The sequence below is a fragment of the Muricoccus nepalensis genome (assembly GCF_006438825.1).
Lineage (GTDB): Bacteria > Pseudomonadota > Alphaproteobacteria > Acetobacterales > Acetobacteraceae > Roseomonas > Roseomonas nepalensis.
In genome coordinates, this window is sequence record NZ_RCZP01000007.1 from 94,652 (window position 1) to 119,574 (window position 24,923).

The window sequence follows — 24,923 nt, forward strand, 5'->3', positions numbered from 1 at the left end:
ATGATCCGCACCCTCCTCGTCCTTCTCGCCTTCGCCGCGCCCGCGGCGGCGCAGGCGCCTTCCACGGGCGGCTCCGCCCGCCTCGCGGCCGACCTCGAGCGCGCGCTCGCGCTCGACGCCCCCGCGCGGTCCCTGCTGGGCGCCCGCCGGGCGGCCGAGGCGCGCGGGGCCATCGCGCGCTCCCCCGTCGCCGGGCCGCCCGCGATCCTCGGCGGCGGCCGCACCGACCTCCGCGGGCCCGACCGCGCGCGGGAGTTCGACCTGGAGGCCGCGGCCCCGGTCTGGCTCCCCGGCCAGCGCGACGCGATCCGCGGCACCGTCGCGACCGCCGTCAAGGAGGTGGACCGCCGCCTCGCGGGGCGCCGGCTGGAGGTGGCGGCGCTGCTGCGGGAGGCCTGGTGGGACGCGGAGCTGGCCCGCCGCGACCTCGGCGTCGCGCGCGACCGCCTCGCCACCGCCCGCGACATCGCGCGCGACATCCGGCGCCGCGCCGAGCTCGGCGACCTCTCCGGGCAGGAGGCCCTGCTCGGGGAGGCGGAGTCCCTCGCCGCGCAATCCGAGCTCGCCCGCGCCGAGGCCGCGCTCGCCGCCGCGCGCCTGGCCTACGCGACGCTGACCGGCGGGTCGGAACCGCCGCCGGGCACGCCCGAGCGCCCCGCCGTCGCCGCCTTCCATCCGGCGGTCCGCGCGGCGGAGGCGGGCCTCGCCGCGGCTCAGGCGCGGCGGCAGCTCGTGCTCGCCACGCCGCGCGACAACCCGGAGGTCGGCGTCTACGGGCGCCACGAGGCCGGCCTCGCCGCCTCCGAGAGCAGCTCGGTCGGGGTGCGGGTGCGCATCCCGCTGGCGACGGAGCAGCGCAACGCGCCGCGCCGGGCGGAGGCCGAGGCGGAGGTGACCCGCGCCGAGGCGGAGCTCGCGGCGCAGCGCCGGCTGCGCGCCGCGGAGGTGGAGGGCGCGCGGGCGGCGCTGGCCGCGGCGGAGCGCTTCGCCGGCCTCGCGCGCGAGCGCGCCCGCGTCGCCGCGCAGCAGTCCGACGGCGCCCGCCGTGCCTTCGGCCAGGGGGAGATCGGCGCCTTCGACCTCTTCCGGGTCCGCCAGATCGCGCTGGAGGCGCAGGGGGCCCGGGCGCGCGCCGAGACCGACCTCGGCCGGGCGCGCTCGCGCCTGAACGGGGCCCTCGGCGCCGAGCCCTGAGGCCACGCCGCCTCCTTGCGCCCCTTTCCGCGTTTCATGGCCTGACGGGCGCGAAAAGCGGCGGGATGCGGGGCAGCGTTGGGAGCGGCGCGTGACGGAGGAGGCCGCGGGGTTCCGCGCGAGGCAGCGCGAGGCCGGCGACGGGCCGCCCGGCGCCACCGCCGCCTTCCCCTACGACCGCATGACCGTGGAGCGCTTCCGCGAGGCCTTCCCCCGCGCGCGCTGGCGCGACGACCTCGGGGCCTGGTTCGTGCCGGGCGCGCGGGCGGAGCGGCGCCTCACGGCCTGGATGGGCCGGGAGTGGACGGGCGTGCTGGCCTATGCCGACCAGCGCGGCCGCGACGCCTTCGCCTTCGAGCCGATCGAGAGCCCCTACCTCGAGGCCGCCGACGACCTCGTGGTCCGCACGCCCTACGCGCGCGCGGTGATCGCGGCGCTGCGGGAGGTGCCCTGGGCGCGATGGGACCCCTCCGCGAAGGCCTGGCGCGTGCCGTTCCGGTCGCTGGAGGACCTGCGGAAGCGCTGGCCCACCATCGAGGAGGCGGCGCGCCTGGGCGAGCCCGAGGAGCGGCGCAAGCGCGAGAGGGACCGCAAGGCCTCCCCGGAGGAGGAGGACCGGCGGGCGGAGGCCGCCGAGCGCCGCCGGCACCGCTACCCCGTGCCCGAGGACGCCTTGCCGCCCGCCGGCCGCGTGCTGATGACCCACGCGGGATGCGTGGTGTTCGAGGACGCCACCGGCGAACTTGCCGAGCCCGCCATCGTCGCCCGCTTCTACCCCGCAGTCGCCGCGGATCCTGCCGCCCTGACCTGGGCGACCTGGCGCCGGCCCGGCCACGAGGAGCTGGTCCAGGCCTGGCCGGCCCGCACGCCGCCCGGCCCGGAGGAGCGGGCGCGCGGCTGGTGGCAGCCCACCATCGAGACGCTGCGGGAGGAGCGCCGCAAGGCGGCCTCCCTGGAACGGGCGAAGGCGACGCGCCAAGCCCGGGGGTGACGCCCGCGGTTGCTCCCTTCCACGGCGACACGCGCGTCAGCAGGACCCTCATCGTTCCTCCCCTTCGGCACCGGCGGATCGTTCGTGCCGTGGATGGAGGAGGGGAGCGCTAGCGGGAGGCGGCCGCTTCCGCCCCGGTGTTCCACCGCGCCCGTGCGGCGTCGGCCTGCGCCGCCAGCTCGTCCGCGCGGGCGAGTTCCTCGTTGAAGCCCATGAGCGTGAAGTTCTCCATCCGGGTGGGGTAGAGGATGCCGTCGAGGTGGTCGTTCTCGTGCTGCACGACGCCGGCGTGGAAGCCGGCGACCTCGGCCGTCACCGTCCGGCCGTCGCAATCGAGGCCCGTGTAGCGGACGCGCCGGTACCGCGGCACGGCGGCCCGCAGGCCGGGGATGGAGAGGCAGCCCTCCCAGCGAAGGTGCTTCTCCTCCCCCAGCGGCTCGACGACGGGATTGATGAGCACCGTGTTGCCGACGACCGTGTCGCCCGGCACCCCGCTGGTGCGGGAGGGAAGGACGCGGAAGACGAAGAGCCGGAGCGGCACATGCACCTGCGGCGCCGCGAGGCCCGCGCCGGGTGCGTCCTCCATCGTCTCCATCATGTCCTGCACGAGGCGCCGGATCTCCGGCGCCCCGGGATCGGCGACGGGCTCGCATTTCTCGAGAAGGACGGGATGGCCCATGCGCGCGATCTTGAGAATGGTCATCCGTCACTCCTGCCAGGATGGCGCCGGATGAGGTGGAGCATGACGCCCCGCCGCCCGCGCCCGTGCGGGAAGCGCGCGCGACCGGCGGAAGTTCCGCGCGGCCGGCGCCGCCGCGGGCGCCTCACGCCGGTCGGATGCCCCAGAAGCGCGTGAAGCCCGTCTGCAGCCCCTGGATGCCCCGCGTCGCCGTCTGCTGCGTGAACTGGCCGAGCGGGTAGTAGGGCACCTCCTCGAGGCAGGCCATCTGGATGTCGCGGCACACGGCCTGGCGCCCGGCCAGGTCGGGCGCGTCGAACCAGGTGTTGTAGAGCCCCTCCAGCCGCGCGCTCTCGTACCAGCCGGCATAGCCCGCGCCGCCGTTGCCGCGCACGCCGACATGGGTCGCCGGGTTCATCAGGTCGGTTCCCGTCCAGCTCGTCGCGAAGAGGCTCCAGCCGCCGCTCTCCACCGGGCCGCGGTTGTTGCGCCGCTGCAGCATGGTACCCCAGTCCGTCGCGACGTAGTCCACGTTCATGCCGATGCGCCGCAGCATGTCCGCCGCCACGTCGCCGAGCGCCTTGATGGTCACGTAGTCCGTCGGCACCAGCAGGACGACCTTCTCGCCCTTGTAGCCCGCGGCCTCCAGGTCGCGCCGCACCGCTGCGTCGTCCTTGGGCTTGCGGAGCGGCTCGAGCCCGACCTCCGTCGCCATCGGCGTCCCCGGGCAGAAGAACCCGGTGGGCACGCGGAAGGACGCGCGGTCGTCGCCGACGATCGCCTGCATGTAGGCGGTCTGGTCGATCGCGCCCATGACGGCGCGGCGGATGGCGGCGTTGTTGAACGGGGCCTGCGTGCTGTTCGGCCGCAGCATGCCGATCGTGCCCGCTTCCTCCTGCACGAGCATCTTCAGGTTGCGGCCGCGCGCGATCATCGGCTTCAGGTCGTGCGCCACCTGCTCCCACCAGTCCTGCTCCCCCGAGACGAGGGCGCTGGCCGCGGTGGAGCTGTCGGGGATGGTGGTCCAGACCACGCGGTCGTAGTGGACGACCTTCGGTCCCGCGCTGCCAATCGCCGGCCCGCCGTCGCGCGGCCGGTAGCGGTCGAACCTGGCGTAGACGTTGCGCGCGCCCTGCAGCCGCTCGTCCGCGACGTAGCGGAAGGGGCCGCTGCCGATGATCTCCGTGATCTGCGTGCCGGGGTCGGTCTGCGCCACGCGCTCCGGCATGATCGCCGGCATCATCGCGGTGGGCTTCGCCAGGGCGTCCGGCAGCAGCGGGAAGGGCTTCTTCAGGCGGAAGACAATGGTGCGGTCGTCGGGTGCCGAGATCTCGTCGGTCGCCCGCATCAGCGCGCCGCCGAAGGCGTCCCGCGCGCCCCAACGCCGCAGGCTCGCCACGCAGTCCCGCGCGAGGACCGGCGTGCCGTCGTGGAAGAGCAGCCCTTCGCGGAGCCGGATGGTCCAGCGCCGGCTGTCCTCCTCCACGCGGTGGCCCTCGGCCATCTGCGGGTGCGCCACGTCGTTCTCGTCGAGCCCGTAGAGGGTGTCGAACACCATGTAGCCGTGGTTGCGGGTGACGTTCGCCGTCGTCCAGTGCGGGTCGAGGAAGGCGAGGTCGATCTGCGGGATGAAGCGCAGGGTGCGCGCCGTGCCCTGCGCCAGGGCGGGCACGGAGAGGGCGGCGCCGGCGGCAGCCCCCTTGAACAGCGAGCGACGATGCATCGATCCCTCCTTCATGGCCCCGACCCTCCCGCCCCGCGGGAACATCGCGGCGATCCAACAAGCCCCCTGGCGCGGTGGCAAGGCCTTTTCAGGGAACCCCGCTGCCGCGCGCGTGCAGCCGCGGCGTGACCTCGATGTCGTCGAGCGGGAAGAAGGGCCGCGCGACGGTGAAGGGCAGCTCCGCCACGCGGTAGGAGGTCATGCCGGGCGTGTCGACCGTCACGCACTCCCCGATCGCGGCGTAGTTGAGGGTGAAGTGGTAGCCGGAGCGGGTGACCACGATCCCCAGTTGCGCGGGATCGACGCCCATGGCGCGGAAGTAGCCGGGATCGAGGTAGGAATAGGGCTGGTCCGTCAGCACGACGTGCACCTTCCCCGCGCGCAGCACCGCATGGGCACCCAGCGCGGCGCGGTAGCCCGCGTCCGCCGGCCCGTCATAGACCACCTCCGCCGAGGTCCCGGCCGCGACGACGACGCCGGTCACCTCCGTCGGCGGCGCGACCCTGGAGAAGCGGCCGCCGACCGTCAGCGTCACCTCGCGCCCCGGCCCCGCGGCCAGGCAGGCCCGCACCGCCTCCGCGTCCACGACCGGCACGGCCGAGGCCGGCAGGTCGCCCCGCGCGAGCAACGCCCGCAATACGTGGGTCCCGTCGCCCGGGCTGCCGCCCGCCACCCGGTCTCCCTGGTCGCCGAGGACCAGCGGCCGCGGCGTGCCGCGCGCCGCCCGGTCGAGCTGCTCCTCGAGGGATGGGTAGGTCCCGATCAGCTCCCGTCGCCGATCCCAGAGCGTCCGCGCCAGCTCCAGCGCCACGTCGTCCGGTGGCGTCCCGTTGCCGTAGGCGAGCACCCATTGCCCAAGGCCGCGCACGTCCAGGAACTGCTGCGCGTTGAAGATTGACACGTCATGGGCCGCGCCGCGCTCGACCGCCTCGCGCGCGCGGCGGTGCAGGGAGAGCAGCGGCTCCTCGTCCGTGCGGTCGTGGCCGAGGGTGAGCATCGGCAGGTGGACGGCGGCCAGGGCCGGCCGCAGCCGCCCCTCCAGCATGTCCAGCGCGGCCCGCGTCGCGCGCCGGCCGGTGCTTCCCTGGTCCGCGTGCGGGTTGGTGAGGTAGCCCGCCAGCAGGTCGCAGCGCGCCAGGATCTCCGGCGTGACATGGGCGTGCAGGTCGAAGCCCGCGGTCATCGGGACGTCGTCGCCGACTATGGCGCGCAGCGCCGCCATCAGCGCGCCCTCCGGGTCCTCCAGGCTCGGCGTCAGCATTCCCCCGTGCAGCGGGAGCACGATCGCGTCGAAGTCGCCGCGCCGGGCCGCGTCGCAGAGGATGTCGCGCGCATCGGCGAAGACGGCCTCCTCCACGGGGCCGCCGGACTGGGCGCGGAACAGGACGGGCACGATCACCTCGGCGCCGCTCGCCTCCGCGGCGTCCACGATGCCGCCGAGCACGGAGTTGCTGCCGCGGGCGCCCTCCACCGCCTCCCGCCCGGCGCGGATGTTGAACCAGGAGCGGCCCGTCGGCACGGGGTTGAAGCTGTGGGACTCCTGCGCGATGCCGCCGGCCAGGATACGCCTCTTCGCCATCGCCGCCCCCGCGCTCTGCCCCCAAAGGACAGCCCGGGCGGGCCGTGTGGCGCAAGCGGGCGGGGAGGGGCGGGCAGGATAATCGCCGGCTCGGTCGGTAGGCGGCGTGACGGCGCTCACGATCCCGCTCACCCCCAGGATGACGCTACGAAAGCGGTGGGGCTGCGGGCTTTTGAAGCCGTGGGCATCGTCGGTTGGTTCATCCCGGCCTCGCCATCGGGCGCCTCCCGCCCCGGCTCAGCGTTGAGGATAATCGACGGCCTCGCGCTCGCCCACTTTCGGCCGGTGGCCCGGCGGCGCCACCCTGCCGGCCCGCGCTGGCCGCCTCGGCGGCCGGCGCCATCGCCCGAGGAGGCCCGCATGCCCGCCCCAGACACGGCCGATGCCGGCCTGACCGTCATCAAGCCGGCCCGCCGCGCCTCCCTCCAGGACGACGACGCCCGCGGCGCCACCGTGCGGGCCGTGCTGGAGGACGTCCGGCGGCGCGGCGACGCCGCGGTGCGCGAGTACGCCGCCGCCTTCGACCGGTCGCACCTCGCGGCCTTCGAGGTGACGCCGGCGGAGCGAGAGGAGACCCTCGCCCGCCTGGACCCGGCCGCCCGCGCCGACGCCGAGTTCGCCATCGCCCGCGTGCGCGACTTCGCCACCGCGCAGCTCGGCACGATGCTCCCGCTGGAGGTCGAGCCCCTTCCCGGGCTGCACCTCGGCCATCGCCTCATCCCGATCCGGCGCGTGGGCGCCTACGTTCCCGGCGGCCGCTACCCGCTGCTCTCCGCCCCCGTCATGACGATCGTCCCCGCCCGCGTGGCCGGCTGCGACGAGGTCATCGCCTGCCTGCCGCCGGGCGCGCATCCCGACATGATCGCCGTCTGCCACCTCGCGGGCGCCGACCGCATCTTCCGCATCGGCGGCGCCCAGGCGATCGCCGCCATGGCCTTCGGGACCGAGAGCGTGCCGGCCGTCGACAAGATCGTCGGCCCCGGCAACGCCTACGTGAACGAGGCCAAGCGCCAGGTCTTCGGCACCGTCGGCATCGACCAGCTCGCCGGGCCGAGCGAGATCTACGTCGTCGCCGACGAGACCGGCGACGCCGAGATGATCGCCACCGATCTTCTCGCCCAGGCCGAGCACGACGTGATGACCCGCGTGGGCCTGATCACCACCAGCCGGGCCCTCGCGGAGGCGACCGTCGCCGCGGTCGAGCGCCAGCTCACCGACCTGCCCACGGCCGATGTCGCCGGCCCGGCCTGGCGGGACCACGGCGAGGTCGTCCTCTGCGCCGACGAGGCCGCGATGATCGCGTACTCCGACCGCGTCGCCGCCGAGCACCTGCAGGTCCACACCGCCGACCCGCAGGCCACCGCGCGCAAGCTGCGCAACTACGGCTCCCTCTTCATCGGGCCGCTGGCCAGCGTCGTCTATTCCGACAAGTGCTGCGGCACCAACCACACCCTGCCCACCCTCGGCGCCGGGCGCTACACGGGCGGCCTCTGGGTCGGCTCCTACCTGAAGGTCTGCACGCACCAGTGGCTGGACCCGCGCGGCGTGGCCGCCGTCGCCCCGCCTGCCATCCGCCAGAGCGCCCGCGAAGGCCTCGAGGGACACCGCCGCGCCGCCGCCTTCTGGAGAAGGACGGGCAACGCGGCACCGGCCGAGGCAGACCTGGCGGGAGAAGCCCCGTGACCCCTGCGCCGGTCCCTCAGGGGTCTGCCTTCAACTGGCCCGGGCCTTGCAGGACTTGCGTCGCGGGGTGAGACGCCGGCAGCGTTGAGGTGCCCCGCCGCCTCTCGCCCTCCAGGGGCGCGGGGGCGGCCGGCACCACGGAGGACGGCATGAGCACGATCGACACGCGCGAGCACCAGATGTTCCCCGTCCTCACCGCCGCGCAGATCGACACGGCACGCCGCTTCGCCAGCGGTCCCGCGGTGCGGTTTCCCCCGGGCGCGACGCTCTACGCGATCGGCGACCACGGCGCGCCCGCCTGGCTGGTGCTGGAGGGGTCGATCGAGGTCCTGCGCCGCGACGGGCTGAGCCGCGACGCCGTCGTCACCACCCACCGTCCCGGGCAGTTCTCGGGGGAGGTGAACCAGCTGGCGGGCCGCCCCTCCATCGCGTCCGGCCGCGCCGGCCCGGACGGCTGCACGGCGCTGCCGCTGGACCCCGCCCACCTGCGCGCGCTCATGGTCGGGTCGGCCGACCTGGGCGAGCTCGTCATGCGGGCGCTTATCCTGCGGCGGGTGAGCCTCATCGAGGAGGGTGGCGCGGGCACGATCCTGGTGGGCGTGCCGGGCAGCCCGGACGTCCTGCGGCTGCAAGACTTCCTCGGGCGCAGCGGCCTGCCCAACCTCGTCCTCGACGCGCGGGCGGACGAGGAGGGCCGCGCCCTCGTGGAGCGCACCGGCGTGCTGCCCGAGGAGCTGCCGCTGGTCGTCTGCCCCGCCGGCCCCGTGCTCAAGCGGCCGAGCGACGAGGAGCTGGCGGCCTGCCTCGGCATCGTCCCGCCCATCGACCCGGATCGGCTCTACGACGTGGCGATCGTCGGCGCCGGCCCGGCGGGGCTGGCGACCGCCGTCTACGCGGCGTCCGAAGGGCTGTCGGTCATCGTGCTGGACTCGCGCGCCATGGGAGGGCAGGCCGGCGCCTCCGCGCGCATCGAGAACTACCTCGGCTTCCCCACGGGCATCTCGGGCCAGGCCCTCGCCGGGCGGGCCTTCAACCAGGCGCTCAAGTTCGGCGCCGAGATCGCCATCCCGGTCGCGGTGCAGCGGCTGGAGTGCGCGCCCTCCCGCCTGACCCTGCTCTGCGCCGGCGACCGCCACGTGAGGGCGCGATCGGTGGTGATTGCGTCCGGCGCCCGCTACCGCCGGCCGGACATCCCCAATCTGGCGGAGTTCGAGGGGGCCGGGGTGTCCTACTGGGTCTCGGCGGTCGAGGCGCGGCTCTGCGCCGGGGAGGAGGTCGTCCTGGTCGGCGGCGGCAACTCCGCCGGCCAGGCCGTCGTCTTCCTCGCGCCGCAAGTGAGAAAGCTCCACCTCGTGGTGCGCCGGGACCTCGCGCAGACGATGTCGCGCTACCTGATCGACCGCATCGCCGCGCTGCCGAACGTAGAGCTGCACGTCGGCAGCGAGATCGTCGGCCTGGAGGGCCGACGCGAGACGGGGCTCGAGGCCGCGACGTTCCAGGACCGCCGCGACGGCACGCGCCACCGCCGCGCGGTGCGGCACGTCTTCCTGTTCATCGGCGCCGACCCCAACGCGGGATGGGCGCGCGACTGCGTGGAGACGGACGCCAAGGGATTCGTGCTCACCGGGGCCGGCGACCTGCCGCTGGAGACGAGCCGGCCCGGCGTCTTCGCCATCGGCGACGTCCGCGCGGGCTCCACCAAGCGCGTCGCCGCGGCGGTGGGCGAGGGGGCCGCGGTGGTCGCCCAGCTGCACGCGCTGCTCGCCGCGACACCCGCCCGGGAGATGGCCTGATGCCCTGCACCCACACGCAAAGGATCCGGACCGTGGAGCCGGGCGCGAAAGGCTGCGAGGAGTGCCTGAGGATCGGCAGCCCCTGGGTCCACCTCCGCCTCTGCCGCGAATGCGGCCATGTCGGCTGCTGCGACCAATCGCCGCACCGCCACGCGCGCGCCCATTTCCGCGCGACGGCGCACCCGATCATCGAGAGCTACGACCCGCCGGAGGGCTGGGGGTGGTGCTACGTCGACGACATCGAGGTCGAGCTGCCAGACCAGACGCCGCAGCGCGGGCCAATCCCGCGCTTCGTCTGAGCGGGACGTCCGCTCAGGGCAGGTTCTCGCGGAGGATGATCTCGCCGACGGGTCGGCCCATGCCGTGCTCCGCCGCGCGCCCGCTGCGGAGGTTCGCGAAGACGGTGGCGTAGTCGATCAGCATCGCCCGCGGGTTCTGCGTGATCACCGCGTCCATCGTGCCGTCGACCCCGCCCGGCTCGGCGCCGATACGGCCTACGCGGAGGCGGAGGCCGCCGAGGCCTGCCGGTTGCTGGGGGAGGGCCGCGACGTCCTCCTCGTGACCGAGCGCCCGGGAGCGGCTGGCCCAACTCCCGGGGCGGCCGCGGAGGCCACCGCTGCGCTGCTTGGGCGCGTCCTGCGCCGGCAGCCTGTGCGGCGCCTGGGCATCGCGGGCGGCGACACCTCGAGCCTGGGCGCGCGGGCGATCGACCTCTGGGGGCTCTCGTATGGCGGCGTGATCGCGCCCGGCGTCGCCTGGTGCCGCGGCCACAGCGACGACCCGGCGCTGGACGGCATCGAGGTCATGCTCAAGGGGGGCCAGATGGGCCCGCCCGACCTGCTGGAAAGCTTCCGCGCCTGACCGGGCCCGGCCGCCGGGCCGTCAGGCCACGGTGTTCTGGATGTCGGGATCGGCGCCGGGGTCGCGCCGGGCCTCCAGAAGGGACTGGTAGGTGGCCGACAGGTCCATCGTGTCCTCGACCGTCGCCGTAAACACCACCTGCTCGTCGCTGCCGTCGAGGGCGGTCACGAGCTGGAAGTCGAAGGTGCCCTCGTCCTCGCCCGGGGACAGGGAGACGGTCATGCCGCCCGGCGCCCCGCCCATCAGCACGCCGAACCGGCCGGTGACCGCGGGCGGGCCGGCCTCCGTGCCCAGGTCCAGGTCGTCGACGTGCCGGGGCTCCTCCGTGATCACCAGATCCTGCCCGAGCTGGCTCCGCGCCGCCGCCTCGGCGATGGCTGCCGTCATGGCGGTGAACTGCTCGAGGGGAGTGGGCATTGGATCGCCTTTGAAAGAAGCCGTGCCGGCCGCCGTCGGGCCCGGGCCTGTCGCGCGACGCTAGCCCAGCCCCGCGGTGCCAGCCATGCCGGGGCGTCCCCGCCGGCGCGAGGGCGCGACCGTTGACCGCCCCCGCCCTGCGTGGCAGGCCCGCCCGATGCCCCAGCTCCAGGCCGCCCAAATCCCGGTCACGCCCTTCCAGCAGAACTGCGCCCTTGTCTGGGACGCGGAGACGGGGCGCGGCACGGTGGTCGACCCCGGCGGCGACGTGCCGCGCATCCTGGCCGCGCTCGACAAGGCCGGCGTCACCGTGGACCGCATCCTGCTCACCCACGGCCACCTGGACCACGCCGGCGGCGCGGCCGGGCTGAAGCGCGAGCTGGAGGCGCGGCAGGGCGGGGCCGTGCCGATCGAGGGGCCGGACCGGCGCGACGCCTTCCTCCTCGAAAGCCTCGCCGACCAGGGCGAGCGCTTCGGCATCGAGGGGCTGGAGAACGTGACCCCGGACCGCTGGCTGGCCGAGGGCGAGACGGTCTCCATCGCCGGGCAGGACTTCGCCGTGCTGCACTGCCCCGGCCACACGCCGGGGCATGTGGCCTTCGTCTCCACGGCGCTCGGCGTGGCGGTGGTCGGGGACGTGATCTTCCGCGGCTCCGTCGGGCGCACCGACTTCCCCTACGGCGACCACGCGGCGCTGATCGCGGCGATCAAGGGCAAGCTGCTGCCGCTCGGTGACGAGATCCGCTTTCTCTGCGGCCACGGGCCGGGCTCCACCTTCGGCGAGGAGCGCCGGTCCAACCCCTTCCTCAACGAGCAGGACTGAGCGGGGCGCGGGAGCCCGCGCTGCGCTCCGCGGCCCCTAGGCCAGCCACTCGCGGAGCTTCGACCAGCGCTGCCGGGTGTTCCTGTTCCGGACGGCGATGGCGAGCGCCCGCCTTTGCCCGACCAGCACGACCAACTTCTTGCCGCGGGTCACGCCGGTGTAGAGGAGGTTGCGGGCCAGCATGGCGTAGTGCTGGGTGGTGAGCGGGATGACCACCGCCGGGTACTCCGAGCCCTGCGCCTTGTGGATGGTGGTGGCGTAGGCGAGCACCAGCTCGTCGAGCTCGCCGAAGCCGTAGGCGACCTCCCGCCCCTCGAAGCGCACCGTGAGCTCGCCCTCCTCCATGTCGATGGAGGCGATCACGCCGAGGTCGCCGTTGTAGACCTCGCGGTCGTAGTCGTTGGCCACCTGCATGACCTTGTCGCCGGGGCCGAAGGTCCAGCCGAAGCGCTCCACCCGCAGTTCGCCCGGCGGGTTCAGGACCTTCTGCAGCTCGATGTTGAGCGAGCGCGCGCCGAGGCCGCCGCGGTTCATCGGGCAGAGCACCTGCACGTCGCGCACGGGGTCGAGCCCGAAGCGGGCGGGGATGCGCTCCCGCACCACCGTCAGCAGCTTGCGCACGCCCTCCTCGGGATCGGCGGCGTCGACAAAGAAGAAGTCCGACCCCTCGCCCGGGCGGAGCTCGGGCATGTGCCCCTCGTTGATGCGGTGCGCGTTGACGATGACCTGGCTCTCGGCGGCCTGGCGGAACACCTCGGTGAGCCGCACGACGGGGAGGGCGCCGGAGCCGATGATGTCGGCCAGCACCTGCCCAGGCCCGACGGAGGGGAGCTGGTCCACGTCGCCCACCAGCAGCAGCGCCGCCTCGTCCGGCAACGCCCGCAGCAGGGCGCGCATGAGCGGCACGTCGACCATCGAGGTCTCGTCCACCACGAGAAGCTGGCAGTCCAGCGGCCGCTCCTCCGTGCGCTTGAATCCGCCGGTCTTGGGGTCGGTCTCCAGCAGGCGGTGGATGGTCCGTGCTTCCATCCCCGTGCTGTCGGACAGGCGCTTGGCCGCGCGCCCCGTCGGCGCGCAGAGCGCCACCTCCACCCCCTTGGCGCGCAGCACCCGCAGGACCGAGTTCACGAGCGTGGTCTTGCCCACGCCCGGCCCGCCGGTGATCACCAGCACCTTCGAGCGGGTGGCGAGCGCGAGGGCCTCCCGTTGGCTGGGGGCGAGCGAGAGGCCGGTCTTGCCCTCCACCCAGGGGATGGCGCGATCGGCGTCGATGGCGGGCCAGGGCGGCGCCCCCTGGGCCAGCGCCCGCAGCCGCTCGGCGATCCCCTGCTCGGCGCGGTACAGCCCCGCCAGGAAGACGCAGCGCTCGCCCTCCAGCGTGTCGGCCACCACGTCCCCCTCGGCCAGCTCCAGCTCGAGCGCGGTCTCGATGAGGGGAGGTGGCACCTCGATGAGGGCCGCGGTCTGGGCGGTGAGCTCCGCGAGCGGCAGCCCGCAATGGCCCTCGCCCGTGGCCTCGGCGAGCGCGAAGGAGATGCCGGCGCGCACCCGGATCATGGCGGTGGGCTCGATACCGAGGCGCTGGGCCACGAGGTCGGCGGTGCGGAAGCCGATGCCGCGGATGTCGCGGGCGAGGCGGTAGGGGTTCTCGCTGATCACCCGCACCGCCTCCGCGCCGTAGGTCTTGTGGATCCGCACGGCGCGCGAGGTGCCGACCCCGTGGGCGTGCAAGAAGAGCATGATCTCGCGGATGACCTTCTGCTCGGCCCAGCCCGCCACGATGCGCGACGCCCGCTTGGGGCCGATGCCCGTGACCTCGCGGAGCCGCGCGGGCTCGGCCTCGATGAGGTCGAACACGGCGTCCCCGAAGGCGCGGACGAGCTTCCTGGCATAGGCCGGGCCGATGCCGCGGATCATGCCCGAGCCGAGGTAGCGCTCGATGCCCTCGAGCGTCGTCGGCGGGCTCGCCTTGAGGAAGCCCGCGCGGAACTGCAACCCGTGGGTGCGGTCGTTGGTCCAGCTGCCGGAGAGCTGCACCCACTCGCCGGCCGCGATGCTGGCCGCGTGCCCCACCACCGTGACGAGGTCCTTGTGCCCGCGCGCCTTCACCCGCAGCACGCAGAAGCCGTTCTCGGCGTTGTGGTAGGTCACCCGCTCCACCAGACCCGCCAGGGCCTCGGTGGGGGCGGTGGCGGACGGGGAGGCGCTCATCTACCGGAGATGGGGATGGATGGCCCGGGTGGCGAGCGCCCGGGCCGCTGTGCCGCCCGTCCGGCGGGCCTAGTCCAGGCGCGCGCCGGAGATCCGCACGACCTCCCGCCAGGTCGGGCGCTCGCGGTCCACGCGGGCGGTCACCTCGGCCGGGGTGCTCCAGACGCACTTGGCGCCGGCGCGCAGGAACCGCTCCTGCACGGCCGCGTCCTGGCCGATCTCGCGCATCGCGGCCGCCGCCCGCTCCACGATCGCGGCCGGAACCCCCGCGGGGAAGGCCATGGCGCACCAGCTCGTCACCACGAAGTCGGGCACGCCGACCTCCTGCATGATCGGCACGTTCGGCAGGTTCGGCCAGCGCTCGGCGCCGGTGATCACGAAGGCCTTCATGCGGCCCTCCTGGATCACGGGCACGTAGCTCGCGAGGTTGTCCATCGCGCAGGTCAGGTCGCCGGAAAGCATCGCGGGAATGATCTGCGCGGCGCCCCGGAAGGGCACGTGGGTGCCGTCGATGCCCAGGCGGCTCGTGAACAGCGCGCCGCTGAGATGGGCGGTGGTGCCGACGCCGGGCGAGCCGTAGCTGATGCCCTCGCGCCGCGCCTTCGCCCAGGCGACGAACTCCTGGAAGCTGTTCGCCGGGTTGTGCTGGCTGGAGACGACGAGGACGTTCGGCAGCTCCCAGTGCATCGAGATCGGCTGGAAGTCGCGCTGGGGGTTGTACGGGAGCGTGGAGTAGAGGAACTGGTTGATGTGCCAGGCGCCGAGCGTCAGCGGCGCCATGCTGTAGCCGTCCGGCGTGGCCTTGGCGAGCGCGTCCGCGCCGATGTTGCCGCCGGCGCCGGGCCGGTTCTCCAGCACGAAGGTCTGGCCGAGCCGCTGCTGCATCTGCTCGCAGAGCAAACGGCAGAGCACGTCGGTGGACCCGCCGGGCGGCCAGGGGACGATGACGCGCACGGGGCGGTTCGGCCAGGCCGGCTGCGCCGCGGCCGGCCGCACGAAGGGCGTGGCGAGCGCCGCGGCCAAGGCCGAGCGACGGGTTGCTTGCATGTGATTCCTCCCGGGTTATGGGGGAACGATACGCAGGCTGGGGGCGCAAGGCCAACGCCCCCCGCGCATCGGCCGGCCGGGAGGCCCGGCGCGCCGCGGCGTCAGGCCCGGCCGCGCGCCCGGTGGACCGGCCGGACGAGGTGCTCGATGAAGTTGCGCAGCTCCACCTGGCGCTGCGCGGCGCAGGTCACCTGCCGGTCCACGCCGAGCCGCCAGGCAAGGTCGCGTCGCTCCGGCTCCCGGTGCAGCGCCTCGATGAGCGAGGCCTGGGCGTCGACCGCCGCCTCGTCGCGCGCCAGCCCCTGCTCCATCAGGTCCTTGGCCTGCCGGCGCAGCGCCGCCGCCACCTCGTCCAGGGGCAGCTCGGGGTGGTACTGCACGCCCCAGAAGGTGCCGCCCTCGTGCCGGATCTCGGCCGCCTGCACGGCGCTCACCCCGTTGCCGGCGAGCACGGTGCCGCCCTCCGGCAGGCGCTCCACCTCGTCGGTGTGGATGGCCAGCGCGTCCCAGGCCGCGGGCCGCCCGGCCAGGAGCGGATGCTCGCGCCCGGCCTCGGTCGCGGTGATGCGCCGCGCGAAGGCCGCCTCGTGCCCGCGCCGGTTCTCCCGCACCCGGCCCCCGGCGGCGGCCGTGGCCACCTGAAGCCCCGCGCAAGACCCGAAGGAGGGCGTTCCCGACCGGAACACGTCGCGCATGAAGCGGAGCTGGCGGCGCACCTCGGGCGTGTCCTCGTAGACGTGCAGCGGCGATCCCGTGAGGAAGACGCCGTCCTGCTCGCGCAGCGCCTCAACACCCGGCGCGGCCGCGCCCTCCTCCGCCGGCCGGACCAGCTCGCAGACGGCCTCAGGCACGATCGCGCGCAGCGTGTCGAGATAGGTCTCGCCGCTGCTGCGCCCCACGCTCTCGCGGCGCCGCTCGCGGTCCTCCGGCGTCTCGCTCTCGGCGACGAGGAAGCGAAGCGCCGTCATCGCGACGGGCGGACCGGCGGCGGAACGGCCGGCGACGGGGTCGCCGTGGGGCGCAGACCGCGCCGGCCAGCGCGCGCGTCGGGTGTGCAGGGAGCGGCAAGGGGCATTCGTTGCAGATAGGCCGGAACCAGGGTCCGGCAAGCGCCGGCCCGGCGGGCCCGCGCGGCCGCGAGGGTCAGCCGAGGGTGAGCACCGCCGGCTGGTGGTCCGACAGGCGGACGTCGACGTCGTAGCTCACCGCGCGCACCCGCGGCGCGAGATCCTGCGTGACGAGGAGGTAGTCGCAGCAATGCGGCTCGCCATAGGTCTGGTCGGCGATGCAGAAGGAGGGCGGGTGAGGGGCCTCGCCGTGGCGAAGGCCCCAGGCGTCGAGGAGCGGCGGCGCGCCGTTATCGAACGGGGCCGAGAGGCGCGCCTTCGTCGCGTCGGACGGCGGCATGTTGAAGTCGCCCGTCAGGATGGCGGAGCGCGGGCTCGGCCGGGGGGCGTAGGGACCGCTGCCGGGCTGCCTCGGGCGGGCGGCGCGGTCCTGCGCGAGGGCGTGCGCGTCGCGGATGGCCTCGACCTGCGCCCGCCGGTGCTCGGCCGAGAAGTACTCGAGATGGGTGGTCATGACGCGCAGCGGGCCGAAGGGCGCCATCACCGTCACCTCGAGCAGCACCCGCGGCATGCTGCGGTCCGCCCCACCGGGCCAGGGCAGGGCGTGCCGGAGCACCTGCAGCACGGGCAGGCGGGAGAGGATCACGTTGCCGAAGCGCCGCGGCGCGCCGTCGCCGTCCATGATCTCGAGCCCGACCCCGGCCACGGCGCGGTAGCCGGGCAGGAGCGCCGCTAGCTCGGCGAACTCGTCCTCGCCGCGGCTGCCCTGCAGGTCCGGCAGGTTGTCGGCCACCTCCTGCAGGCACAATACGTCGAAGTCGGCGAGGGCGCGCGCGTGGCGGACGATGCGGGCGATGTCCACCCGCCCGTCCATCCCCAGGCCCCACTGGATGTTCCAGGTGACGAGCTGCATGGCCTACCGGATCCCCGCGCGCATGAAGCTCTGCACGAACTGCCGCTGGAAGAGCAGGAAGCCCACCAGCAGGGGGGCCGAGGTCATGAGGGTGGCCGCGCAGATCACCGCCCAGTCCACGCCCTGGTCGCCGCCGGCGAAGACCTGCAGCCCGACGGTGAGCGGGCGCGCCTCGACCGAGTTGGTGACGATCAGCGGCCAGAGAAAGTTGTTCCAGTGGTAGCTGACGGAGACGAGGCCGTAGGCGACGTAGACGGGCTTGGCCAGCGGGACGTAGATCCGGAGGAGGACCTGAAGGGCGCTCGCGCCCTCGACCCGCGCCGCGTCGTCCAGCTCCTTCGGAATCGTCTTGAAGGTCTGCCGCAGGAGGAAGATGCCGAAGGCCGAGGCGATGTAGGGCAGGGCGATGCCCGGGATGGTGTCGACCAGCCCGAGGCGGCTCATCGTGCGGTAGTTCTCCACGATCAGCACGTCCGGCATGATCATGAGCTGCACGAGCACGAGCGCGAAGGCGATGCCGCTCCCCGGGAAGTCGTAGCGGGCGAAGGCGAAGGCGGCGAGCGTGCCGAGCACGACCTGGCCGGCGAAGATGAGCGTGACCAGCACGATCGTGTTGAGGAAGTAGCGGGCGAAGGGCGCCGCCTCCCAGGCGCGGCGGAAGTTCGACAGGGTGAGCGGCGCGTCGAGGTCGAGCCGCGCCGTGTCCTCGGCCCCGTGGAAGGCGGCCCAGACCGCGAAGAGGAGCGGCAGCACCCAGAGCAGGGCGAGCAGCACCGCGCCGAGCCCTTCCAGCGCGCGCCAGAAGCCGGTGGGCTCGTAGGGCGAGGGCCGGAGCTCGGGCGGGGCGGGGCGCCGGCGGACCGCGGGGCCGGCCAGGGGAACGCCGCTCACCGGTAGTGCACCCGGCGCTCGAGCCATCCGTACTGGACGAGGGCCGCGACCGCCAGCATCACGAGGAGGACGACCGTGAGCGCCGCCGCGTAGGACGTGTCCCAGAAGTTGAAGCCCACCTGGTAGACGTAGAACAGCAGCAGCGAGGTTGCGTTGTCCGGCCCGCCACGGGTCATGACGATGATGTGGTCGACGGTGCGGAAGGCGTTGATCACGGCGTTGATGAGGACGAAGAGCGTCGTCGGCATGAGGAGCGGGAACTGGACGCGGCGGAAGAAGGTCCAGCGCGAGGCACCCTCCAGCGCTGCCGCCTCCGCGAGCGTCGGCGAGATGCCCTGCAGCGCGGCGAGGTAGAAGATCATGAAGAAGCCCGCCTCCTTCCACACCGCCACCAGCGTGACGGCGGCGAGCGCCGTCTCCCGCGACCCCAGCCAGTTGTGCGAGGGCAGGCCGAGCGCCGCCGTCACCTGCTCCAGCAGCCCGTACTGCGGCGTGTAGAAGAACAGCCAGATGTTCGCGACCGCGATCATCGGCAGGATGGTCGGGGTGAAGTAGGCCATGCGGGCGAAGGTGCGCCCGGGGATGCGGTCGTTCACCCAGACCGCCATCAGCAGCGCGAGCCCGATCGCGAGCGGGATGGTGCCGAGCGCGAACCGGAGATTGTTCACGAGCGACTGCCAGAAGACGGGATCCGCCAGCATCTGCTCGTAGTTCGCGACGCCCACGAAGCGCGACGGCCGGCGCGGCCGCGGCGTGGAGGTGAAGCTCTCGACGAGGCTCGCGACCGCCGGCCAGTGCGTGAAGGCGACGAGGAGCGCCATGGCCGGCAGGAGCAGGAGCCAGCCATGGACGGCGGCGGAAAGGCGGCTCTTCATCGGTCCCTGGCAGCGGCTGGTGAAGGGGGGAGGGGACGGCGGGAGGTCCCGCGCCGTCCCCCGGCGGGGCATGGCTAGCGGTAGGGCCGCAGGATGCGCTCGGCCTCTGCCTGGGCGTCCCGCATCGCCCGGTCCGGCGCCTTGCTGCCGGTCAGGACCGCCTGGATGTTGTCGCCCAGCGCCTTGGTGACGCGCTGGTTCTCGTGCGTGGAGAGCTCCGCAACGGCGAACTCGAGTTGGTCGCGCGCCACGGCCGCGGCGGGGAAGCCGGCCAGGTAGTCCTTCATCGCCGCCGTCCCGTAGGCGGCGCGGCTGACGCCGACATAGCCGGTATCGATGCTCCAGCGCGCCGCCCGCTCGGGCTGGGTCATCCAGCGGGCGAAGCGGAAGGCCGCCTCCTGCTGCGCCGGCGTCGCCTTCTTCGCGATGCTGAAGTTGCCACCGCCGGTTGGGCTGCCGCGCCGCTTGCCGGCGGGCAGCATGGCGACACCGAAGTCGAAGCGCGCGTTCGTGCGGATGTTCGTCAGGTTGCCGGTCGTGGTCCACATCATCGCGGTCTTCCCCTCGAGGAAGTCGCGCGGCGTGGTGCCCCACTCGACGATGCCCGGCGGGTAGACCTTCGACTTCTGCGCGAGGTCCACCCAGTACTGCAGCGCCTCCACGACGCCGGGCTTGTCGAAGAAGGTGCGGTCGCCCTCCTGATTCGCCAGCACCTCGCCTGCCTCGATCGCCAGCGCCTGCAGCATCCAGTAGCCGAAGCCGGTGGAGGGGATCTGGGTTCCCCACTGGCTGACGTTGCCGGCGGCGTCGCGCTTCGTCAGCCTCTCGACAAAGGCCGCGTGCTCCGCCCAGGTGGCCGGCGGCTTCTCGGGGTCGAGGCCCGCCTGCCGGAACAGCGCCTTGTTCCAGTAGAGCACGATCGTCGAGCGCTGGAAGGGCAGGCCCCAGGTCTGGCCCGCGGTCTGGCTGTTGAGCATGAAGGCCGGGAAGAAGTCGCCCAGCCAGGTCTTGTCGGCGTCCGTCTTCACGAAACCGTCGAGCGGGACGATCGCCTCCTCGTCGATGAGCGTGAACATGTCGGTCGAGAGGAGGACGGAGAGGGTCGGGGGCGTGCCGCTCTTGTGGGCGGTCAGGACCTTGACCAGGGTCTCCTGGTAGGTGCCGGCATAGACCGGCGTCACCTTGATGCCCGGGTTCTCCCGCGCGAAGTCGCCGGCGTAGCTGTCGATGACCCGCGTGATCGCGCCGCCCACCGCCACGGGGTAGAAGAACGAGAACTCGGTCGGCCCGCCCTGCGCCAGGGCCGGCCGTGCCAGCGCCGCGGCGGCCGAGCCCGCCAGGAAATGTCGCCTGTCCATCGTTCCCTCCTTGCCGGTTGCGTCCGGCGCGCTGCACCCACGCCAAGCATGACACCCGTGTGACGGCCCCGCTCAGGCGATCCGCCGCTCGCTCGCGCGGTCGAACCAATGCGCGTCGCCGGCCGACCAGGCGAGATGGATCGTCTCGCCCGCCTTCATCCCGATCCGGCCCGCCGTCCGCGCCACGAAGGGGACGCCGCCGAGGCGCGTCTCGATCAGCGTGTCGGCGCCGAGGTACTCGGCCGCCACGATCTCGGCGGGCAGGCCGGCCGGGTCGAGCCGCACGGCTTCCGGCCGCACGCCGACGGAGAGGCTGCCCAGGCCCCCGGCCGCCGCGTCCGGCAGCGCCCAGTCCCGCCCGGCAAGCGCCGTGGCGGGCACGACGTTCATGGGCGGCGTGCCGACGAAGCGAGCCGCGAAGGCGGAGCTCGGCCGGTCGTAGAGCTCGGCCGGCGTCGCGTTCTGCTCGATCCGCCCGCCCCGCATGAGGATGACGCGGTCGGCCATGGTCATGGCCTCGACCTGGTCGTGGGTGACGTAAATCATCGTCATCCCCAGCCGCTGCTGGAGGGCGCGGATCTCGCGCCGCATCTCCAGGCGAAGCTGCGCGTCGAGGTTGGAGAGCGGCTCGTCCATGAGGCAGACGGAGGCTTCGGCCACGAGGGCGCGGGCCAGCGCGACGCGCTGCTGCTGCCCGCCCGAGAGCTGCGACGGCCGGCGATCGAGGAGCGGCGCGAGCCCGAGCGTCTCCGCGGCCTTGGCCAGGCGGCCGTCGCGCTCCGCGCGCGGGACCTTCCGCACCTTCAGGCCGAAAAGGATGTTCTCGGCCACGGACAGGTGGGGGAACAGCGCGTAGCTCTGGAACACCATGGCGATGCCGCGCCGCGCGGGCGGCAGCCCCGTCACCTCCCGCCCGGCGATCACGATCCGGCCGGCGGTCGGCGCGTCCAGGCCCGCGATGAGGCGAAGGGTCGTCGACTTCCCGCAGCCGGAGGGGCCGAGCAGCGCGACCAGGTCGCCGGCCTCGACGGTGAAGCTCACGTCCTCGACCGCGGCCACGCCGTTCCAGGTCTTCGACACCCGCTCGACCGCTATGCTGTGCATCGCTTGGCCTCAACCGTCCGCGCCGGGATGGCGGCACCTTGCCGGGGTTGCTCCGCCGCCGTCCGACGCGATGTCAGGACCGGCGTCAGCAAGACGCATCAGCCCGCTCCGGGGCGGGCCCGACGTGGCGGCGCGCTGCTCCCCGGCCAGGGTGTGAAAGCTTGCACAGGGCACGTTGAGGGTCAAACACCGTGGCGGCCGCGCGGCGCCTACAACTTCCGCTGCAGCGCCGCGACGTAGCTGCGGTTGTGGGTCGGCGTCAGCCAGACCTCGTTCAGCGTGACGGCGGGCGGCAGGGTCGCCACGTAGAGGATCAGGTCCGCGCAGTGCCCGGGCTGCAGCATGCGGTCCCGGTCCTCCTGGCTCAGCGGGTTGGGCCGCTTCGCCAGGATCTCGGTGTTCACCTCGCCGGGGCAGAAGGCGGTGCTGCGGATGTTGTTGACGCCTTCCTCCATGTTGAGGCTGTGGCTCATGGCGACGACGCCGTGCTTCGCGGCCTGGTAGCCGGGGCCGCTCATCACGCCGAGGTTGCGTCCCGCCATCGACGCCGTGTGGATCATGACGCCGCCGCCCTGGGCGCGCATGATCGGCAGCACCGCGCGCGCGACGTAGAAGGCGGAGGAGAGGTTGCCCTGGACGAGCCCGTCGATCCCCTCGGGGGTGAGGTCCGCCCAGCGCCGCGCCGTCACGTTCAACCCGGCGTTGCTGACCAGCACGTCGAGCCGCCCAAAGGTTCCGCCGATCCAGTCCGCCACGCGCTGCACCTCGGCCGATGCCGTGAGGTCGGCGGGCTGGACCTCGGCGCGCCCGCCCTTGCCGCGGAGGCGCGCCGCCACCCCCTCCAGCCGGTCCTGGCGGCGCCCGGTCAGCACCACCGTCGCGCCCTCCGCGCCGAAGCGGTCTGCCACGGCCTCGCCGATGCCGCTGCCGGCGCCGGTGACCCACGCTATCTTTCCCTCGAGCCGGCCCATCGATCCCCTCCCTTGGTGCAGCCCGACGCTACCGCGGCCGCGGGTCGCGGGCTATGCGGGCGCCGCGTCGCGCGGCGCCGCCTTCAGCGCGGCGTCGAGAGCGCGCATCAGCAGGGGCGGGCTGGCCAGCACGGGGACGGCAAGCTCGTCGTCCAGGGCCGGCTGCAGATGCGCGAGCGAGGCCTGGGCGAGCACCAGGACGTCGCAGCCGCGCGCCAGAACCGACGCGGCGTCGCGCACGATCGCGTCGTGGCCCGCCCGGTCGCCCGCCATGAGGGCGGCGTAGGCGTCGGGCTTCACCACCGGCTCGATGGCAACCGTCCGCCCCTGCTCCGCCGCGTGCGCGCGCAGCAGGGCGCTGCTCGGCTCGACGGTGCTGGACGCGGTGCAGAGCAGCCCGATCCGCCTGCCGCGGCGGACGGCCTCCGCCGCCATCGGGTCGTCGATCTTGAGAACCGGCTGCTGGACCAGGCGCCGGGCAACGTCGACCGCCGGCGAGGTCGAGGAGCAGGTCACCACGACGAGGTCGGCCCCGGCCTCGGCCGCCAGCACGATCTGCGCGACGACGCGGCGATGCACCAGGGCCGTCGGCGCGCCCCGCAGGAGGTCCTGCAGAAGGCTCTCGTTGAGGATGTGGAAGGCGTCCACCCCCGGATGGGCGGCGCGCATCCTCTCGCGGAAATGGTCGACCAGGAAGCCGACGGTGTGCACGAAGCCGACCCGTTTCATGGCCTTGCCCCTCCCGATGAATAATTCATTCCATTCTTCCGTATTTGGAAAATAGGCGCCATAAGGGTCCTGCCGGAACGGGGGGAAGGATGCAGATTTCCGCAGGCAAGCTCTGGTCGCTCCGCCGGCTGTCGGACGCGCGGGGCTTCTTCACCATGATCGCGGTGGACCAGCGCCCCGGCGTGGAGCAGCTCGTCGCCGAGCGCCACGGCTCCCCTGACTGGGAGGAGATCGGACGGATCAAGCGCCTGCTCATTGAGGAGCTCTCGCCCTTCGCCTCGGCCATGCTGCTCGACCCGCAATACGCCTTTCCTTACGCCCACCTCGCCGTGGACCCGGCGCGGGGGCTGCTGATCACCCTCGAGCAGTTCGCCTGCGAGGAAGGGCCGGGCGGGCGCAAGACGCTGGTCTACCCGGGCTGGTCCGTCGCCAAGATCAAGCGCCTGGGCGCGGACGGCGTGAAGCTCATGCTGTGGTACCGGCCGGACGCCGCGCCCGACGTGCTGGCGCACCAGCACGCGCTGGTCGAGCGGGTGGGGCGCGAGTGCCGGGAGCACGACATCGCCTTCCTGCTGGAGCCGCTCGTCTATCCCCTCGGCGGCAGCGCCGCGGGCGATTCCTACCACGAGGACGCCGGCAAGCGCCCGGAGATGGTGCTCGCCACCGTCGAGGAGTTCCGCAAGGAGCGCTACGGCATCGACATCTTCAAGCTCGAGACCCCCGTGGCCGCGGCGGTGATCGTGGACCCCGACGACGGCAGCGCCGAGGCGGCGCGCACGCAGGCGTGGTTCGACCGGATCGACGCGCTTCTCGACCGTCCCTGGGTGATGCTCTCGGCCGGCGCCGCGATGGAGCCCTTCCGCCGCATCCTCACCTACGCCTTCCGCGCCGGGGCCAGCGGCTACCTGGCGGGGCGGGCGATCTGGTGGCCGGCGGCGCTGGAATATCCGGACTGGGATGCCTTCCGCGCCCGCGTGCGCGAGCACGGCCTGCCCTATGTCTCCCTCGTCCAGTCGCTGCTCGCGCAGCACGGCCGGCCCTGGACGTCCAAGCCCGCCTTCGCCGGCGGGCTCGTGATGGAGGACGGCGGACCGGACTTCCTGCGGCACTACCAGGGCTGAGCCAGCAGCGCCTCGACCGCGGCGCGGGAGGGAACGCCCGCCCGCCCGCCGGGCCGGGTGCATTTCAGCGTCGCGCACGCGACCGCGAAGCGCGCTGCCCGCGCGAGGCCGGCGCCCTCGGCGAGCGCGAGCGCGTAGGCGCCGTGGAACACGTCCCCCGCTCCCAGCGTGTCCACGACGGCCAGGCGCGGCGGCGCGATCCGGCTCAGCGCGTCCCCCTCCAGCCAGAGGTAGCCCCCGGGTCCGATGGTGACGCCGAGGACGGCCCCCGGCAAGCGCCGGCGCAGGGCGCGCAGCCCGTCCTCGGGCGAGGTCTGGCCGGAATGGTGGCGCAGCGCGGGTTCCGAGAAGACCACGTGCCCCGCGCGCTCGATCAGCGCCGCGGCCTCCGGCAGGGGGCCGAGATCGGCGTCCAGCACCGACGGCACGCCGTGCTCCCGCGCGAGCGCCAGCGCGCGCGCCGCGCCCAGGGGCCAGCCCATGTCCACGAGCACCGCGCCGCAGCCCACGAGGCGCGCGGGATCGAGCCAGGCGGGCTCGACCTGCAGCCCGCGGCCCGGGAAGTTCAGGATCAGCCGCTCCCCCGCGGGGTCGACGGCCACGGCGGACCAGGCGGACTGCGCGTCCTCCAGCACCGCCACCCCGGTCGCGTCCACGCCGTAGCGCTCGAGTTCCGCCCGGATCACCCGGCCCGTGTCGTCGGCGCCGACGCGCCCGAACAGCCGCGCCGTGCCGCCGAGCGCCGCGATCGCGACGGAGGCGGTCGCGGCCGGCCCGCCGCCGGCCTCGGCGACCGCGCTGGCGTAGAGCTTCGTCGCCTGGGCGGGGAGGGACGGCACGGACAGGATCCGGTCGTGCACCGTCATCCCCACGCAGGCGACGAGGGCCATGCG

At 73.9% G+C, this 24,923-nt stretch carries 24 protein-coding genes; 8 read left to right on the forward strand and 16 right to left on the reverse strand.

Features of this window, described 5'->3' with window-relative positions; genetic code table 11:
• Together EAH89_RS09970 and EAH89_RS09975 are read left to right on the forward strand one after the other, a co-directional pair.
• On the forward strand, nt 1-1,194 hold the full coding sequence (locus EAH89_RS09970; protein WP_140882762.1) for a TolC family protein: 1,194 nt from the start codon (nt 1-3) through the stop codon (nt 1,192-1,194).
• Between the two features lie 91 nt (nt 1,195-1,285).
• On the forward strand, nt 1,286-2,185 hold the full coding sequence (locus tag EAH89_RS09975; protein ID WP_140882665.1) for a hypothetical protein: 900 nt from the start codon (nt 1,286-1,288) through the stop codon (nt 2,183-2,185).
• Nucleotides 2,186-2,294: 109 nt separating this feature from the next.
• Here EAH89_RS09975 and def read toward each other — a convergent pair whose 3' ends face one another.
• The 3 genes from def to EAH89_RS09990 all read right to left on the reverse strand — a co-directional run bounded on the left by def (nt 2,295) and on the right by EAH89_RS09990 (nt 6,166).
• Nucleotides 2,295-2,888 (reverse strand): peptide deformylase, encoded by a 594-nt coding sequence (gene def / locus EAH89_RS09980; RefSeq protein WP_140882666.1) that lies wholly within the window; start codon nt 2,886-2,888, stop codon nt 2,295-2,297.
• 121 nt (nt 2,889-3,009) lie between these two features.
• Nucleotides 3,010-4,587: an ABC transporter substrate-binding protein gene (locus tag EAH89_RS09985; RefSeq protein ID WP_140882667.1), complete on the reverse strand. Its 1,578-nt coding sequence runs from the start codon at nt 4,585-4,587 to the stop codon at nt 3,010-3,012.
• 88 nt (nt 4,588-4,675) lie between these two features.
• Entirely contained in the window at nt 4,676-6,166 is a 1,491-nt protein-coding gene (locus tag EAH89_RS09990) for a M81 family metallopeptidase (RefSeq protein ID WP_140882668.1), read from the reverse strand.
• Nucleotides 6,167-6,526: 360 nt separating this feature from the next.
• On the opposite strand from EAH89_RS09990, the gene hisD reads away from it, so the two are divergent.
• The 3 genes from hisD to EAH89_RS10005 all read left to right on the forward strand — a co-directional run bounded on the left by hisD (nt 6,527) and on the right by EAH89_RS10005 (nt 9,941).
• Nucleotides 6,527-7,849 (forward strand): histidinol dehydrogenase, encoded by a 1,323-nt coding sequence (gene hisD / locus EAH89_RS09995; protein WP_140882669.1) that lies wholly within the window; start codon nt 6,527-6,529, stop codon nt 7,847-7,849.
• Between the two features lie 149 nt (nt 7,850-7,998).
• Nucleotides 7,999-9,642, forward strand: coding sequence for an FAD-dependent oxidoreductase (locus EAH89_RS10000; protein ID WP_140882670.1), 1,644 nt, complete (start codon nt 7,999-8,001; stop codon nt 9,640-9,642).
• Nucleotides 9,642-9,941, forward strand: coding sequence for a UBP-type zinc finger domain-containing protein (locus EAH89_RS10005; RefSeq protein ID WP_140882671.1), 300 nt, complete (start codon nt 9,642-9,644; stop codon nt 9,939-9,941). The genes EAH89_RS10000 and EAH89_RS10005 overlap by 1 nt, the downstream gene beginning before the upstream one ends.
• Nucleotides 9,942-9,954: 13 nt before the next feature.
• Here EAH89_RS10005 and EAH89_RS32525 read toward each other — a convergent pair whose 3' ends face one another.
• Nucleotides 9,955-10,098: a hypothetical protein gene (locus EAH89_RS32525; RefSeq protein WP_241666953.1), complete on the reverse strand. Its 144-nt coding sequence runs from the start codon at nt 10,096-10,098 to the stop codon at nt 9,955-9,957.
• On the opposite strand from EAH89_RS32525, the gene EAH89_RS10010 reads away from it, so the two are divergent.
• Nucleotides 10,078-10,503, forward strand: a complete 426-nt coding sequence (locus EAH89_RS10010; RefSeq protein WP_241666949.1) for a nucleotide-binding domain containing protein — start codon at nt 10,078-10,080, stop codon at nt 10,501-10,503. The two genes, EAH89_RS32525 and EAH89_RS10010, sit on opposite strands and share 21 nt — an antisense overlap.
• A 21-nt stretch (nt 10,504-10,524) precedes the next feature.
• Here EAH89_RS10010 and EAH89_RS10015 read toward each other — a convergent pair whose 3' ends face one another.
• On the reverse strand, nt 10,525-10,920 hold the full coding sequence (locus EAH89_RS10015) for a hypothetical protein (RefSeq protein WP_140882673.1): 396 nt from the start codon (nt 10,918-10,920) through the stop codon (nt 10,525-10,527).
• A gap of 157 nt (nt 10,921-11,077) precedes the next feature.
• On the opposite strand from EAH89_RS10015, the gene EAH89_RS10020 reads away from it, so the two are divergent.
• Nucleotides 11,078-11,743 carry an MBL fold metallo-hydrolase gene (locus EAH89_RS10020; RefSeq protein ID WP_140882674.1) on the forward strand — a complete coding sequence of 222 codons (666 nt, stop codon included), beginning with the start codon at nt 11,078-11,080 and terminating at the stop codon, nt 11,741-11,743.
• Nucleotides 11,744-11,779: 36 nt separating this feature from the next.
• On the opposite strand, the gene recD2 is transcribed toward EAH89_RS10020, so the two are convergent.
• The 10 genes from recD2 to EAH89_RS10070 form a co-directional block, all read right to left on the reverse strand.
• Nucleotides 11,780-13,954, reverse strand: coding sequence for an SF1B family DNA helicase RecD2 (gene recD2, locus EAH89_RS10025; RefSeq protein WP_140882675.1), 2,175 nt, complete (start codon nt 13,952-13,954; stop codon nt 11,780-11,782).
• 69 nt (nt 13,955-14,023) lie between these two features.
• A complete protein-coding gene (locus EAH89_RS10030; protein ID WP_140882676.1) occupies nt 14,024-15,001 on the reverse strand; it encodes a Bug family tripartite tricarboxylate transporter substrate binding protein in 978 nt (325 codons plus the stop codon).
• A gap of 101 nt (nt 15,002-15,102) precedes the next feature.
• Entirely contained in the window at nt 15,103-15,969 is an 867-nt protein-coding gene (locus EAH89_RS10035; RefSeq protein ID WP_140882677.1) for a type 1 glutamine amidotransferase, read from the reverse strand.
• Between the two features lie 175 nt (nt 15,970-16,144).
• On the reverse strand, nt 16,145-16,981 hold the full coding sequence (locus EAH89_RS10040; protein WP_140882678.1) for an endonuclease/exonuclease/phosphatase family protein: 837 nt from the start codon (nt 16,979-16,981) through the stop codon (nt 16,145-16,147).
• A 3-nt stretch (nt 16,982-16,984) separates the two neighbouring features.
• Nucleotides 16,985-17,872: a carbohydrate ABC transporter permease gene (locus EAH89_RS10045; protein WP_456306495.1), complete on the reverse strand. Its 888-nt coding sequence runs from the start codon at nt 17,870-17,872 to the stop codon at nt 16,985-16,987.
• On the reverse strand, nt 17,869-18,747 hold the full coding sequence (locus tag EAH89_RS10050) for a carbohydrate ABC transporter permease (protein ID WP_140882680.1): 879 nt from the start codon (nt 18,745-18,747) through the stop codon (nt 17,869-17,871). Before EAH89_RS10050 ends, EAH89_RS10045 begins: the two co-directional genes overlap by 4 nt.
• Before the next feature lie 74 nt (nt 18,748-18,821).
• Nucleotides 18,822-20,105 (reverse strand): ABC transporter substrate-binding protein, encoded by a 1,284-nt coding sequence (locus tag EAH89_RS10055; RefSeq protein ID WP_140882681.1) that lies wholly within the window; start codon nt 20,103-20,105, stop codon nt 18,822-18,824.
• Between the two features lie 72 nt (nt 20,106-20,177).
• Nucleotides 20,178-21,209, reverse strand: a complete 1,032-nt coding sequence (locus EAH89_RS10060; RefSeq protein WP_140882682.1) for an ABC transporter ATP-binding protein — start codon at nt 21,207-21,209, stop codon at nt 20,178-20,180.
• Between the two features lie 209 nt (nt 21,210-21,418).
• Nucleotides 21,419-22,180, reverse strand: coding sequence for an SDR family oxidoreductase (locus EAH89_RS10065; protein WP_140882683.1), 762 nt, complete (start codon nt 22,178-22,180; stop codon nt 21,419-21,421).
• 51 nt (nt 22,181-22,231) lie between these two features.
• The gene (locus EAH89_RS10070) at nt 22,232-22,909 is read right to left on the reverse strand and encodes an aspartate/glutamate racemase family protein (protein WP_140882684.1); all 678 of its coding nucleotides are present in this window, start codon (nt 22,907-22,909) and stop codon (nt 22,232-22,234) included.
• An 89-nt stretch (nt 22,910-22,998) separates the two neighbouring features.
• On the opposite strand from EAH89_RS10070, the gene EAH89_RS10075 reads away from it, so the two are divergent.
• Nucleotides 22,999-24,030 carry a tagatose 1,6-diphosphate aldolase gene (locus tag EAH89_RS10075; protein ID WP_140882685.1) on the forward strand — a complete coding sequence of 344 codons (1,032 nt, stop codon included), beginning with the start codon at nt 22,999-23,001 and terminating at the stop codon, nt 24,028-24,030.
• On the opposite strand, the gene EAH89_RS10080 is transcribed toward EAH89_RS10075, so the two are convergent.
• Nucleotides 24,018-24,920 (reverse strand): PfkB family carbohydrate kinase, encoded by a 903-nt coding sequence (locus EAH89_RS10080; RefSeq protein ID WP_140882686.1) that lies wholly within the window; start codon nt 24,918-24,920, stop codon nt 24,018-24,020. The two genes, EAH89_RS10075 and EAH89_RS10080, sit on opposite strands and share 13 nt — an antisense overlap.
• Nucleotides 24,921-24,923 lie beyond the last annotated feature (3 nt).

Excerpts from the sequence above, each read along its gene's own strand:
- EAH89_RS09970 (WP_140882762.1), top strand. The coding sequence starts at position 1 with ATGATCCGCACCCTCCTCGTCCTTCTCGCCTTCGCCGCGCCCGCGGCG.
- def (WP_140882666.1), bottom strand. The coding sequence starts at position 2,888 with ATGACCATTCTCAAGATCGCGCGCATGGGCCATCCCGTCCTTCTCGAG.
- EAH89_RS09985 (WP_140882667.1), bottom strand. The coding sequence starts at position 4,587 with ATGCATCGTCGCTCGCTGTTCAAGGGGGCTGCCGCCGGCGCCGCCCTC.
- EAH89_RS09990 (WP_140882668.1), bottom strand. The coding sequence starts at position 6,166 with ATGGCGAAGAGGCGTATCCTGGCCGGCGGCATCGCGCAGGAGTCCCAC.
- hisD (WP_140882669.1), top strand. The coding sequence starts at position 6,527 with ATGCCCGCCCCAGACACGGCCGATGCCGGCCTGACCGTCATCAAGCCG.
- EAH89_RS10000 (WP_140882670.1), top strand. The coding sequence starts at position 7,999 with ATGAGCACGATCGACACGCGCGAGCACCAGATGTTCCCCGTCCTCACC.
- EAH89_RS10005 (WP_140882671.1), top strand. The coding sequence starts at position 9,642 with ATGCCCTGCACCCACACGCAAAGGATCCGGACCGTGGAGCCGGGCGCG.
- EAH89_RS32525 (WP_241666953.1), bottom strand. The coding sequence starts at position 10,098 with ATGGACGCGGTGATCACGCAGAACCCGCGGGCGATGCTGATCGACTAC.
- EAH89_RS10015 (WP_140882673.1), bottom strand. The coding sequence starts at position 10,920 with ATGCCCACTCCCCTCGAGCAGTTCACCGCCATGACGGCAGCCATCGCC.
- EAH89_RS10020 (WP_140882674.1), top strand. The coding sequence starts at position 11,078 with ATGCCCCAGCTCCAGGCCGCCCAAATCCCGGTCACGCCCTTCCAGCAG.
- recD2 (WP_140882675.1), bottom strand. The coding sequence starts at position 13,954 with ATGAGCGCCTCCCCGTCCGCCACCGCCCCCACCGAGGCCCTGGCGGGT.
- EAH89_RS10030 (WP_140882676.1), bottom strand. The coding sequence starts at position 15,001 with ATGCAAGCAACCCGTCGCTCGGCCTTGGCCGCGGCGCTCGCCACGCCC.
- EAH89_RS10035 (WP_140882677.1), bottom strand. The coding sequence starts at position 15,969 with ATGACGGCGCTTCGCTTCCTCGTCGCCGAGAGCGAGACGCCGGAGGAC.
- EAH89_RS10040 (WP_140882678.1), bottom strand. The coding sequence starts at position 16,981 with ATGCAGCTCGTCACCTGGAACATCCAGTGGGGCCTGGGGATGGACGGG.
- EAH89_RS10050 (WP_140882680.1), bottom strand. The coding sequence starts at position 18,747 with ATGAAGAGCCGCCTTTCCGCCGCCGTCCATGGCTGGCTCCTGCTCCTG.
- EAH89_RS10055 (WP_140882681.1), bottom strand. The coding sequence starts at position 20,105 with ATGGACAGGCGACATTTCCTGGCGGGCTCGGCCGCCGCGGCGCTGGCA.
- EAH89_RS10060 (WP_140882682.1), bottom strand. The coding sequence starts at position 21,209 with ATGCACAGCATAGCGGTCGAGCGGGTGTCGAAGACCTGGAACGGCGTG.
- EAH89_RS10065 (WP_140882683.1), bottom strand. The coding sequence starts at position 22,180 with ATGGGCCGGCTCGAGGGAAAGATAGCGTGGGTCACCGGCGCCGGCAGC.
- EAH89_RS10070 (WP_140882684.1), bottom strand. The coding sequence starts at position 22,909 with ATGAAACGGGTCGGCTTCGTGCACACCGTCGGCTTCCTGGTCGACCAT.
- EAH89_RS10075 (WP_140882685.1), top strand. The coding sequence starts at position 22,999 with ATGCAGATTTCCGCAGGCAAGCTCTGGTCGCTCCGCCGGCTGTCGGAC.
- EAH89_RS10080 (WP_140882686.1), bottom strand. The coding sequence starts at position 24,920 with ATGGCCCTCGTCGCCTGCGTGGGGATGACGGTGCACGACCGGATCCTG.